General features: G+C 71.2%; 12 protein-coding genes. 3 read left to right on the top strand and 9 right to left on the bottom strand.

Going from position 1 to position 12,005, the window contains the following annotated elements:
- Positions 1–5 precede the first annotated feature (5 nt).
- Both IM787_RS16575 and IM787_RS16570 read right to left on the bottom strand, forming a co-directional pair.
- Positions 6–1,646, bottom strand: coding sequence for an ExeA family protein (locus IM787_RS16575; protein ID WP_193677777.1), 1,641 nt, complete (start codon positions 1,644–1,646; stop codon positions 6–8).
- A 54-nt stretch (positions 1,647–1,700) separates the two neighbouring features.
- Entirely contained in the window at positions 1,701–2,939 is a 1,239-nt protein-coding gene (locus IM787_RS16570) for an MFS transporter (protein WP_193677776.1), read from the bottom strand.
- 71 nt (positions 2,940–3,010) lie between these two features.
- Between IM787_RS16570 and IM787_RS16565 the strand changes: the two genes are divergently transcribed.
- Entirely contained in the window at positions 3,011–3,835 is an 825-nt protein-coding gene (locus IM787_RS16565) for an AraC family transcriptional regulator (protein ID WP_193677775.1), read from the top strand.
- 26 nt (positions 3,836–3,861) lie between these two features.
- On the top strand, positions 3,862–4,338 hold the full coding sequence (locus tag IM787_RS16560) for an NUDIX hydrolase (RefSeq protein ID WP_193677774.1): 477 nt from the start codon (positions 3,862–3,864) through the stop codon (positions 4,336–4,338).
- Here the strand turns inward: IM787_RS16560 and IM787_RS16555 are convergent.
- Both IM787_RS16555 and IM787_RS16550 read right to left on the bottom strand, forming a co-directional pair.
- Positions 4,335–6,338 carry a S9 family peptidase gene (locus IM787_RS16555; RefSeq protein WP_193677773.1) on the bottom strand — a complete coding sequence of 668 codons (2,004 nt, stop codon included), beginning with the start codon at positions 6,336–6,338 and terminating at the stop codon, positions 4,335–4,337. The two genes, IM787_RS16560 and IM787_RS16555, sit on opposite strands and share 4 nt — an antisense overlap.
- Before the next feature lie 84 nt (positions 6,339–6,422).
- Complete coding sequence (locus IM787_RS16550; RefSeq protein WP_193677772.1) at positions 6,423–6,842, bottom strand: hypothetical protein; 420 nt, start codon at positions 6,840–6,842, stop codon at positions 6,423–6,425.
- Positions 6,843–7,067: 225 nt separating this feature from the next.
- Between IM787_RS16550 and IM787_RS16545 the strand changes: the two genes are divergently transcribed.
- Entirely contained in the window at positions 7,068–7,853 is a 786-nt protein-coding gene (locus tag IM787_RS16545) for an SDR family oxidoreductase (RefSeq protein WP_193677771.1), read from the top strand.
- A gap of 3 nt (positions 7,854–7,856) precedes the next feature.
- Here the strand turns inward: IM787_RS16545 and IM787_RS16540 are convergent, their stop codons facing one another.
- From IM787_RS16540 to IM787_RS16520, 5 genes are all read right to left on the bottom strand, one after another.
- Positions 7,857–7,997 (bottom strand): DUF3096 domain-containing protein, encoded by a 141-nt coding sequence (locus IM787_RS16540; protein ID WP_193677770.1) that lies wholly within the window; start codon positions 7,995–7,997, stop codon positions 7,857–7,859.
- Positions 7,998–8,029: 32 nt separating this feature from the next.
- Positions 8,030–9,361 carry an NAD(P)/FAD-dependent oxidoreductase gene (locus IM787_RS16535; RefSeq protein WP_193677769.1) on the bottom strand — a complete coding sequence of 444 codons (1,332 nt, stop codon included), beginning with the start codon at positions 9,359–9,361 and terminating at the stop codon, positions 8,030–8,032.
- A 41-nt stretch (positions 9,362–9,402) separates the two neighbouring features.
- Entirely contained in the window at positions 9,403–10,104 is a 702-nt protein-coding gene (locus IM787_RS16530; RefSeq protein WP_354004432.1) for a response regulator, read from the bottom strand.
- A 116-nt stretch (positions 10,105–10,220) separates the two neighbouring features.
- Entirely contained in the window at positions 10,221–11,507 is a 1,287-nt protein-coding gene (locus tag IM787_RS16525) for a TRAP transporter large permease (protein ID WP_193677768.1), read from the bottom strand.
- Positions 11,507–12,001 carry a TRAP transporter small permease gene (locus tag IM787_RS16520; RefSeq protein WP_193677767.1) on the bottom strand — a complete coding sequence of 165 codons (495 nt, stop codon included), beginning with the start codon at positions 11,999–12,001 and terminating at the stop codon, positions 11,507–11,509. Before IM787_RS16520 ends, IM787_RS16525 begins: the two co-directional genes overlap by 1 nt.
- Between the last annotated feature and the right edge of the window lie 4 nt (positions 12,002–12,005).

Raw genomic sequence — 12,005 nt, 5'->3', positions numbered from 1 at the left:
CTGCTTCAGGGTTCGGTGCGCAGGCGCGGCTCGTCCAGCCCGCCGGCGCGATTGAGTTGCATGTAGGTCAGCGGCCCCGGGCGCCCGTCGGCGGGCAGGCCCTGGGCCAGCTGGAAGGCGCGCAGGTCGGCGCGCAGCTTCGCATCGAAGGGGACGGTCCCCGCGGGCACGGGCGCGCCCTTGGCCGTGGCAAGCGTCTGCGCCATCCACTGGACCGGCGTGGCGCCGTCGCGGTAACCCTCGGGCGCCCGCCACAAGGTGGCGAACTCGCCTTTCCAGCGTTGCGCCAGGGCGGCCAGGGTGACCGTCTGCTCCGTGCCCGCGGCGCGCAGGGTGGCGGAGTCCTCGGTCAATGCCGCCAGGATCGCGTACGAAGGCCGGCCGGTGTCGGCGTCCAGCGTGACGATGCCGGGACGTCCGAGCTGGCGGATCAGGGGCAGGCTGAGGTTGCGGCTGAAGCAGTGGACCTGCTCGCGCGCCAGTGCCGCGCAAGGCTCGCCCGCGGCCGGCGACAGCTTCCAGGCCGCGGCGAGTTCGCGCCACGCCTCGTCCTCGCTGCGCAGCAGCGTGGGCGGTGCCGCGGGCGCTGCGGTCGCGGGCACCGGTGCGGGCGCCGCGGCGGCGGATGCCGCGGCAAGCGAAGGCGCCGGCGGCTGCGCGGCCGCGACCGGCACCGTTTCCGCCAGGCGCGGCGCAACGGCCAGCGACACGCGCGCGCCATCGGCATCACCCGCCCGATGCGCCGCGGCCAGGATGCCGGCCCCGGCCACCAGCCCGAGCCCGGCGGCCAGCGCCGTGCGCGGCCAGGCGCGACTGGCCGCGGGCACCTTGGGGAACACTTCCGCCGCCGCCTGCCGCACGACGCGGCGCGTCACCTGTCCGTCGCCACTCGCGTAGGCGCCCAGCAGCGCACGGTCGCACAGCAGGTTGATCCGGCGCGGCACGCCGCCGGTGGCGCGGTGCACGTTGCGCAGCGCGGCCCGGTCGAAAGGCAGCGGCCGCTGCAGGCCGGAAACCTCGAGCCGGTGCCGCACGTAGTCCGCGCTTTCGGCCTCGCTCAACGCGCCGAGGTGGTAGCGCGCGATCACCCGCTGCGCCAGCTGTTCGAGCTCCGGCCGCGCCAGCATGTCGCGCAGCTCGGGCTGGCCGATCAGGATGATCTGCAGCAGCTTGCGCTCGCTGGTCTCCAGGTTCGTCAGCAGCCGCAGCTGCTCGAGGACCTCGGCCGAGAGGTTCTGCGCCTCGTCGATCACCAGGACGTTGTTGCGCCCTTCCGCGTGCGCGCGCAGCAGGAAGGCATTGAGCGGGTCGAGGTGGTCCTTGACCGTGGCGGTGCGCTGGTGCGGCGGCGTGACGGCCACGCCGAACTCGTGGCACACCGTCTCCAGCAGCTCCAGCACCGTGAGCTTCGGATTGAAGATGTAGGCCAGGTTGCAGTGCGGGGGCACCTGCTCCAGGAACGAGCGGCACACCGTCGTCTTGCCCGTGCCGATCTCGCCGGTCAGCAGCACGAAGCCGCCGCCGCCCTGCACGCCATAGAGCAGGTGCGCCAGGGCCTCGCGGTGCTGTGGGCTCATGAACAGCAGGCGCGGGTCCGGCGCGATGGAGAACGGCTCCTGCTTCAGCCCGAAATACGCGGCATACATGCGGGCAAGGATACAGCGCGGATGTAACGGCGCGCCTAGTGGTGCGCCCGGGGTTCAGGCCGGCGCGGGCGCCGTGCGCCGCACCCGGCGCACGTTGAAGGCACTGGCGATCAGCACCGCCTGCATGATGACCAGCCCGAGCCAGACGCCCCGCCAGTTCTGGCGGTCCATCAGCGCGCCGAAGAACAGCGGTGCGAGCGCCTGGCCGATGTCCAGCCCGGAGTAGACGACGCCATAGACGCGCCCCGTGGCGTTCTCGGGCGTCGACCGCTTGACCAGCAGGTCGCGCGACGGCCCCGCCAGCCCGGTGGCGAAGCCCATGGCGCCGAACAGCACCGGGACGGCCAGCGCCGGCACGGGCCCGAAGCCGATCACCAGCGCGACGACGGCGGCCATGCCGAAGCCCGCACCGACCACGCGCTCGCAGCGCTCCGGGTCCGCCGCGAGGAAGCCGCCCACCACCATGCCGCCCGCGCTGCACACCATGTAGACCGTCAGGCAGGCCGCGGCCAGCGCCACCGGCACCTGGTGCAGCTGGCGCGCGGCTTCCGGTGCGAAGGCCTGGATGACGCTCAGGATGACCGCGTAGAAGAAGAAGAACGCGAAGCACATCCACAGCGCCGGAATCCGCAGGAAGGCGAAATTTCCCTCGGCGGCGTGGCCCTGCGGCGTCACCGCTGGCCGCGGCGCCGGCGGCAGGTCCAGGCTGGCGCGGTGGAACCAAAGCACGACGATCACGAGCAGCACGAAGCAGCCGGCCACCGCCAGGGCGGTGCGCCAGCCGAAGGCGATCGCCACCGGCACCACCAGCGCCGGCGCGGCCGCCCAGCCGAGGCTGCCGGTGATGCCGTGCACGCTGTACGCATGGCCCAGGCGCGGCTGGCTCACCTTGCGGTTCAACAGCGTGTAGTCGACCGGGTGGAACACGCCGTTGCCGATGCCCGCGATCACGGCGAAGAAGGCCATCGTCCAGTAGCCCGGGCTGGTGGCGAAGCCGAAGGCCGCCGCCGCCACCAGCATCAGCCCGCCGAACAGGATGGGCCGCGGCCCGAAGCGGTCCACCAGGAAGCCGGACGCCGTCTGCACCGCGCACGACACGACGAAGAAGATCGTCATGAGGAAGCCGAGCTGCGTGTAGCTGGCGTCCAGCGCGTCCTTGAGCCACGGGAACAGCGGCGGCAGCAGCAGCTGGCTGAAGTGGCTCACGAGGTGGGCGATGCCGACCAGCCCGATGACGCCGGCATCGCGGCGCAGCGGGACGGAGGCGGGCATGGGCTGGGTGGCGGTCGTCATGCGGCGATCGTAGGCGGCACGGCCGCTTTCCGGAATGCGACGGAACGACACATTTCAGCGAAAATCGGCCAATGTCCCCCGCCCGCCGGTCCGTCGTGCCGCACCACGACACCGACCTGTTCCAGCCCTCGCGCCAGCGGCCCGTGCGCGTGCGATCGCGCCACCTGGCCGCCGACGCGCACTTCGAGCCGCACCGGCACGCCTGGGCGCAGCTCGCGTACTGCGCGAGCGGCATCGTGCAGGTCAGCGCCGCCGAGACCGACAGCGCCAGCGGTGAAGCGACCTACATCGTGCCGCCCTCGCGCGCGGTCTGGATCGCCCCGCGCGCGCTGCATTCGGTGCACGTGCTGGAGGACGCGCAGTTCCGCACGCTCTACATCGACGCCTCGGTGGCGCCGCGGGACTGGGACGGCTGCCGCGTGCTGGTGGTCTCGGCGCTGCTGCGCGAACTGGTTCCGGCCCTGGACGCGCCCGGCCTGCCCCGCGGGCGCGAAGCCCTGCTGACGGCGCTGGTGCTCGACGAACTGCGCAACGCCGCGACGCAGGAACTGGGGGTTCCGCTGCCGCCCGCGGAGACGGGCGACAAACGCCTGCGCGCCTTGTGCGAAGCGGTGCTGCGCGCACCGGCCGAACGCGCCACCCTTGCGCAATGGGCGGCGGACGTCGGCGCCAGCGAGCGCACGATGGCCCGCCTGTTCCGCGACCAGCTCGGCACCAGCTACCAGCAATGGCGGCAGCAAGCCGTGCTCGCCCACGCGCTGCCGCTGCTGGCCCGCGGCGTGCCGGTCAGCGCCGTGGCGGCCGAGAGCGGCTACGCCAGCGAAAGTGCCTTCACCGCGATGTTCAAGTCGGCGATGGGCCAGCCGCCCAGCCGCTTCCAGGGCCGCGGCGCCTGACACCGCCCGGCCCTACACTGCACGCCGTGTCCACCATCCGCAGCGCCGGCCTCCTCCTGTTCCGGCGCCGGGACGGCGCGGTGGAGGTGCTGCTGGCGCATCCCGGCGGGCCGTTCTGGTCGCGCCGCGACGAAGCCGCGTGGACACTGCCCAAGGGCGAGATCGATCCCGGCGAGGAACCGCTGGCGGCCGCGCGGCGTGAATTCCTGGAAGAGACGGGCTTCGAGAGCACGCCTCCGTTCCATCCCCTGGGCGAGCTGCGCCAGAAGAGCGGCAAGCGCATCACGGCCTGGGCGTTCGAAGGCGACGCCGACCCCGCCATGCTCGTGAGCATCCCCTTCGAGATGGAATGGCCGCCGCGCTCCGGCCGCATGCAATCCTTCCCCGAGGTCGACCGCGTGCAGTGGTTCGGGCTGGAGGCGGCCCGCCGCAAGCTGATCGCGGGGCAGGCGCCCTTCATCGACGCCCTCGAGCGCCTGCTCGGCGGCGATCGCCCCGCCTAGGCCCGGCTCTCGTCCTGGCCTGCCGTCGCCTGCTCGCCCGTGCCGGGCAGCGGCGCCGCGGCGTGCCGCACGTGCGCCGAGATCCAGTCGATGATCCGCCGCGCCGCATCCTCCCGCACCGAAGGGGCACCTTCGCCGAGGAAGTGGTGGTCCCCGCCCGGGTACAGCACCAGTTCGGCCCGCGTCTCGCCGGCCCGCATCAGGCTCACGAACAGTTCCTCGCTCTGGCACTTGGGGCAACGCTCGTCGTCCGCGCCCTGCATGAAGAGGGTGGGGGTCGTCGCCTTCTCCACGTGCGCCATCGGCGACAGCTGCTTGGCCAGCTTGCGGTCGAAGCGTTCCTCCGTTCCCATGTAGTAGGGGTCGGCGTAGTAGCCGCCGTCCGAGGTCCCGTAGTGGGTCTCGATGTTGCCCACGGGCGCCATCACGACAGCGGCGCGGAACAGGTTGCAGTGCCCGATCGCCCAGCCGCTCAGATAGCCGCCGTACGACTTGCCCGCGATCGCCAGGCGCTCGTCGCAGACGCCCTCTTCCCGCAGCTGCCGGATCGCGGCCAGGTGCTGCGGCAGGTCGTACTCGCCCCAGTGCCCCGCCAGGCGGTCGCAGAACTCCCGGCCGTAGCTGGCGGAACCGACGGCATTGAGCGCGAGCACGGCCCAGCCCTGCGAGCACAGGACATGCCAGTACACGTTGCTGTCGAAGTCCAGCAGCGCGTAGCTGGCCGGCCCGCCGTGCACGTCGTTCAGCATGGGCAGCGGCCCACTCGCGCCCTCGGCACGCAACAGCCACCCTTCGATCTTCTCGCTGCCGCCGCGTCCGTCCGGCACCTCGAATTCCCAGGTTTCCGCCAGCACGGGCGGACGTTCCTTCCACCAGGGATTGAAGTCGCTCAGCTGGCGCTCGCCCGAGCCGGCCGGGCAGAGGTGCACTTCGCTCGGCTGCGAGGGATGCTCGACGACGTAGGCGAGCGCGTCGCCCACCGGCACGAACGCGCCGAACTGGCGGTTGCCGGCGGCCAGCACGTCGATCTGCCCGGACGGCACGACGATGCGGACGATGCGATGGCGTCCGCGATGCTGCTGGGAGAACAGCAGGCTCTGCGAGTCCGGCGCCCAGTGCACCGACTCGGGGTCGGCGACCTGCACGTCGGCGTCGCCCAGAGGCCGGATGCGGCCGCTGCCGAACTCGAGGACGAAGAGGTTGGTCTGGGCATCGCCTTCCTTGCCGGTCGCGCTGAAGGCGATCCAGCGGCCGTCCGGCGACCACAGCGGGCTCATGACGGTGGCGAACTCGCGCGTGAGCTGGCGGGCGTGGCCGCCGTCCGCGTCGCAGACCCAGAGGTCGCTGCGATGCGAGAACCGGCCTTCGCGCGTGCGGGTGTGCGCGACGTGCCTGCCGTTCGGCGAGGCCGCGAACGCGAGCACGTCGAAGGGTCCGTCGGTGAGCTGGCGGTGCTCGCCCGAGGCGGCATCGAGCCGGAACAGGTGGATCTCGCGGGCGAGCATGTAGCCCATGCCGTCGCTCTTGTACGGCAGTTTCCACGCCACCTCGGGCTGGACCTTGCGCTCCTTCGGCTTGCGGCCCCCGGGCCGTTCGCCGCGCCAGTCGGGGTCGACCGGGACGGCGGCCGCGACCAGCAGCGCCTTTCCATCCGGCATCCAGCGCACGTCCGATACCGCACCGGGCAAGGCGCCCAGCGCCGCGGCCTCCCCGCCGTCGCGCGGGAGGAGGTGCACCCGCGACGTTCCGCCGCGGTCCGAGAGGAAGGCCAGGCGCGCGCCTTCGGGCGACCAGCGCGGCGCCTTGTCGAGGCCGGGTCCGCGCGTGAGCTGGCGCACCTCGCCGTCGACACCGACGGCCCAGAGGCAGGAGACGTAGCCGTCTTCCTCGCGGTTGACGGAACGCAGCGTGCAAGCGACGGACTGGCCGTCAGGGGCGGCGGCCAGCTCCGTGACCTTCTGGTGGAGATGGAGGTCTTCGACGGTGAAGGGCTGGGTCATGCACCAATGGTGCGCCAGCGTCCGGAACGACCTTGTAGGACGCCGGCCGATGGCGTGCGGGCGACGGCCGCACGCCGCTGCCGGTCAGGCGTAGGCGGGTTGGCGCTGCTCGCGCGCGTGGGCGGCCAGAAGGCCGGCTTCCACGAGCTCGCCGACTTCCTCGTCGGCCTCGAATTGCGCGCTCTCGGCGTGGTCCCAGGCGGCGCGGATGGCCTGCATGGCTTCGTCGAGCTCCAGGCGCGAGTCGCCCTTGATGCGGATCCAGTTGGCGCACAGGGACTTCTCGGCATCCTCGAACCGGCCGCCGTACTGTGCGAAGCCGATGTAGCCCACGCAGTAGGCCGGCGCGTAGTCGTCGTAGCTCAGCTCCGCCCGGAAGTAGGGCTGGGCCCAGTAGGCGCTCTGCCAGTACGTGTCCTCGGCGTCCGGCTGGATGCGGCCGTCGATGCGAACCTCGGGTTCGTCGGCCTGTTCTTCCCAGAAATCCTGTGCGATGGCGGTCATGACCGTCTCTCCGTGTGTTTGTTGCTGGAACGGATGATCGCCACGCCGCCAGCCCGGCCGCGTAGGACGCCATGGCCGCGCTGGTGTCGGAAGCCGTACCCGCCCGGTGCAGGCGCCGCTGCCGCCGGATGGAACGAAAGAGGCCATCGGCCGAGGCACCATGTCGCCTGTGCGGCTTGCGTCGGCGCGCCGCCGCCCTATGCTCGGCGCATTTCGGAGACAGGCATGGAAATCAGGGACAAGGTCTGCGTCGTCACCGGCGGCGCCAGCGGCATCGGCGCCGGCATGGCGCGCCGTTTCGCGCAGGAGGGCGCCGCGGGCGTCGTGGTCGCGGACGTCAACCTGCAGCGGGCCGAAGAGGTGGCCCGCGGGATCGGCGAAGGCGCGATGGCCGTTGCCTGCGACGTCAGCCGCGAGGCGGACATCCAGCAGCTGGTGCAGCGCACGCGCGAGCGCTTCGGCCGCGTCGACATCTACTTCTCGAACGCCGGCATCCTGGGCCGCCTGGGCGGGATCGAGCTGGAGGACGCGCTCTGGGAAAAGATGTGGCAGGTGCACGGCATGGCCCACGTCTGGGCGGCCCGGGCCCTCATGCCGGAGATGGTGGCGCGCGGCGAGGGTTACTTCCTCGTGACTGCCTCGGCCGCCGGCCTCCTGAACATCGTGGAGACCGCGCCCTACGGCGTGACCAAGCACGCGGCGGTGGCGATCGCGGAATGGCTGCGCATCGCCTACGGCCGTAAGGGCGTGCGCGTGTCCTGCCTGTGCCCGCAGTCCGTGCAGACGGACATGACGCGCGACGGCACCGGCTCGGCGGGCATCAACGGCGTCCTGACGGCCGAACAGGTGGCCGAAGTGGTCGTGCAGACCATGCGCGACGAGCGCTTCCTCGCCCTGCCCCACCCGGAGGTGGCGAAGTACTTCCAGGCCAAGGGGCAGGACTACGACCGCTGGCTGGGCGGCATGCAGAAGCTGTACGCGCAGCACATGGAGCCGCCGGCCAAAGGTTGAAACTCAGCGTCCGCCGAACAGCCCGGCGAGACCGATGATGATCAGGTACAGCGCGATGATGTAGTTGAGCAGCTTGGGCATCACGAGGATGAGGATGCCGGCGACGAGGGCCGCGACCGGGCCCAGCTGGTTGATGTATTGCATGCTCGCTCCACGTGAAAGGTGGACGAGTATGCCTAGCCGTCGCGCGTCCCGGGGTCGATTCCTGTGACGACACGTGCGTAGCGCTGCTCGCTCCAGTAGGCGGAGGCCCAGTCGATCAGCACCACGATGCGGTTGCGGAAGCCGATCAGGAAGTAGATGTGGGCGAACAGCCAGAACACCCACGCCAGCCAGCCGCTGAACTTGATGCGCCGCCAGGGCGTCCACAGGTCCACCACGGCGGAATTGCGGCCGATGGTGGCCAGGTTGCCCCAGTCGCGGTAGCGGAAAGCCTGGGCCGGCTCGCCGCGCAGGCGGTGCAGGATGTTCGCCGCCGCGGTCCTTCCCATCTGCTTGGCCGCCGGTGAGACGCCGGGCACGGGCCGCGGTTCATGGCCTTCGAGGTGGCTCTGCGCCGAGGCCAGGTCGCCGACGACGCTGATGTCCGGATGGCCCGGCAACGACAGGTCGGGCTCCACGACCACGCGGCCGGCGCGGTCCGTGGTGGCCCCCGTGGCGTCGGCCAGTTGGCGTCCCAGCGGCGATGCGGCCACGCCCGCCGCCCAGACGACGCAACGCGCCTCGATCCGGTAGGCCGGCGCGTCCGCGGGCGGCTGCACCTGCAGGCCGTGTTCGTCGATGGCGGTTACCCGCGAGGCGACGCGCACCTCCACCCCGAGCTTCTCCAGCTGGCGCTGCGCGCTGGCGCTCAGGTCCTCCGGCATCGCCTGCAGCACGCGCGGGCCGCCTTCCAGCAGCAGGATGCGCGCACCGGCGGGATCGATGTGGCGGAACTCGCCGGGCAGCGTGCGCCGCGCGATCTCCGCCAGCGTCCCCGCCATCTCCACGCCGGTCGGGCCGCCGCCGATCACGACGAAGGTGAGCCACGCGGCGCGCCGCTGCGCGTCCGCTTCCTTTTCGGCGGCTTCGAAGGCGAGCAGCACGCGGCGGCGGATCTCGAACGCATCCGACAAAGTCTTCAGGCCGGGCGCGAAGCGGGCCCAGTCGTCCCGGCCGAAGTAGCTGTGGGTCGCACCCGCCGCGACCACCAGGTGGTCGTACGGCAGCGTCTGGCCGTCGGCCAGGCGCACCTGCCGCGCCTGCGCATCGATGGCCACCACGTCGCCGAGCAAGGTGGTCACGTTCGCCTGGTGGCGGAACAAGTGGCGCGCGGGCGCGGCGATCGCCGGCGCCGACAGGCCCGCGGTGGCAACCTGGTACAGCAGCGGCTGGAACAGGTGGTGGTTGGTCTTGTCCACCAGCGTGACGGCCACCGGCGCGCCGGCCAAGGCCCGCGCGGCTTCCAGGCCGCCGAAGCCGCAGCCGATGATGATGACGCGGGGCAGGTGCTGGGCTGGGTCGGGCATGGCCCGGATCGTAGCCGGGATTGCTGCACTGCCGCAGAAGCTCAGTCCAGCAGGCGATGCTTGAGCGCGTAGTACGTGAGGTCGCTGTTGGAGCGGGCGTCGAGCTTGCGCATCAGGCGCGCACGGTAGGTGCTGACGGTCTTGGCGCTGAGCGACAGTTCCGCCGCGACCTCGCCGGCGCTGCAGCCCTGCGCGAGCTTGAGGAACACCTGCAGCTCGCGCGCGGACAGCTGCTCGTGCGCGCCGCCGGGCGTGGGCGTGATCACCTGCGACGCCAGGAGTTCGGCCACGACCGCGGTGATGTAGCGCGCGCCCTGCGCGACCCGGTGGATGGCGGCGACGATCTCGCCGGGTTCGCAGGCCTTGTTGAGGTAACCGCTGGCGCCATTGCGGATCAGGGGCACGGCGTACTGGTGTTCCGGGTACCCGGAGAGGATCAGGATGCCGACGTGTTCCGCCTTGGCCTTGATCATGGTGAGTGCGTCGATGCCGCTCTGCCCCGGCATGTCCAGGTCGAGCAGCAGCACGTCGATGGCGTGGGTGCGGACCAGGTCGATCGCTTCCCGCCCCGACGCCGCTTCGGCGACGACCCGGATGCCGGCCTGCTCGTCGAGGTAGCAGCGCAGGGCGGCGCGCGTGATGGGATGGTCGTCAGCGATGCCGACGCGGACCGCAGGCGCGATGAACGTCCCCTGGGGAGGGACGCTCGCCAGCTCACGGTCTCCCGCGCGGTGCATCTTCACTGTGCCTCCGGGCTCGGCCTCGACGGTTCCATTAGGAAACCGGCGCGGGAGCCCTTCCGTAGGTTTGTGCCTACACGTGGGTCAGCGATATCCGCGTCATGCGGAAGTACGCGGCTTCAGGGCGGCCCGAACAGCAGGTTCGGCAGGAAGAGGACGATGGACGGCGCGAACACCAGCAGGATCGCCACCGCGCTGACGGCGAGCAGGAAGGGCATTGACTCCCGCGTGTACTCCCCGATCGGACAGCGCAGGATCTGGCAGACGACGAACATCGCCCCGCCCACCGGCGGAGTGAAGTTGCCGATGGTGGCGGCGATGATGAACACCAGCCCGAAGTGCACCGGATCGATGCCGAGCTGCGTGACCAGCGGCAGGAAGATCGGCGTGAGCATGATGATCAGCACTGAACCTTCCATGAAGGTGCCGGCGGCCAGGATGAACAGCAGGATCAGCACCAGCACCAGCCGCGGGTCGTCCGTCAGGCCGAGCATCCAGCGCGAGATCACTTCCGGGATCTGCTCCATGACGATGCCGTAGCCGAAGATGGCGGACAGCGCCAGCAGGAACATGACGGCGCCGATGTCCACCAGGCTGCCTTCCAGCGCTTCGCGCGCGCCGGCGGCCTTGAGCTTCCGGTAGGCGAACACGCCCACCGCCGCCGCGTAGACAACCGCGAAAGCGCCGATCTCGGATGGGGTGAACACGCCCATGCGCAGGCCGAAAAGGAGGATGACGGGGAACAGGATCGCCCAAACCGCCGCGCGCGCCGTCACCGCGAACTCGCGGACCGTGGGGCGCACCGTGCGTTCCGGCAGGTAGCCGCGCTTGCGCGCGGTGACCGAGATCGTGAGGGCGAGCGCCGCCCACAGCAGGAAGCCGGGGATCACGCCGGCCGCGAACAGTCGGCCGATGGACACCTGGCCGACCGTGCCGTACAGGATGAAGCCGATGCCCGGCGGGATGATCGGCGCCATCAGCGAGCCGTACGACAGCACGCCGGCCGCGTAGCCGCGGGAGAACCCGCGCTTGAGCATCTCGCCGCCGAGGAGCCGCGAATTCATCGCGGCGTCGGCCACGCAGGAGCCGGTGACGCCGCTCATCAGGGTGGACAGCGCGATGGATACCTGCGCCAGCCCGCCGCGCAGCCGTCCCGTCAGCACCGAGGCGAGCTTGAGCAGGTGCTCCGTGATGCCCGAATGGTTCATCACGTTGCCGGCCAGGATGAACAGCGGCACCGCCAGCAGCGCGAAGTTCTGCGTCTCGGTGACCGTGACCTGCACCGGGATGGTGGCGGGCAGTTCCGGATGCTGCAGGAAGAAGATGCAGCCCGAGATGCCGACGGCGAAGGCCACCGGCATGCCCCCGAGCAGCAGCACCGCGAAGGCGACGCACACCCACAGCATCAGAGCACGTCCATCGCGACGTTCTGCTGCACCCTGCCCTGCAGCTCGTCGCGCATCTTCAGCGCCGTCGTCACCAGCAGCATCAAGGCACCGACCGGGAAGCTCATGGTCACCCAGGCGTAGCTGATCTCCGGGATGCCCTGGAAGCTGCGCGCGCGGCTCACCCACGCCAGCCAGGTCCCGTAGCCGGCAACGTACAGCAGGAAGACGCAGATGATCGCGTGGTTGGCCAGCCGCAGCACGCGCTGCGCCAGGGGCGGCAGCCGGCTGGTCACCAGTTCGATCGCCACCAGGCTGTTGCGCCGCCAGGCGATGTCGGCGCAGAGGAAGCAGGCCCAGGCGAACAGCGCGGTGGCGGCGTCGCCCGTCCAGTTCAGCGGATGGCCGGCCATGCGCGCCACGCCGCCCAGGAAGATGAACGCCACCATGGCCAGCAGGAAGGCCGCCGCGATGGCGGCCTGCCCAGCGCAGAAGCGGCGGTACAGCGCCCGCATCCGC

This window comes from Ramlibacter pallidus (assembly GCF_015070875.1).
GTDB classification, from domain to species: domain Bacteria; phylum Pseudomonadota; class Gammaproteobacteria; order Burkholderiales; family Burkholderiaceae_C; genus Ramlibacter; species Ramlibacter pallidus.
This window is presented reverse-complemented; position numbering and strand designations above follow the sequence as displayed.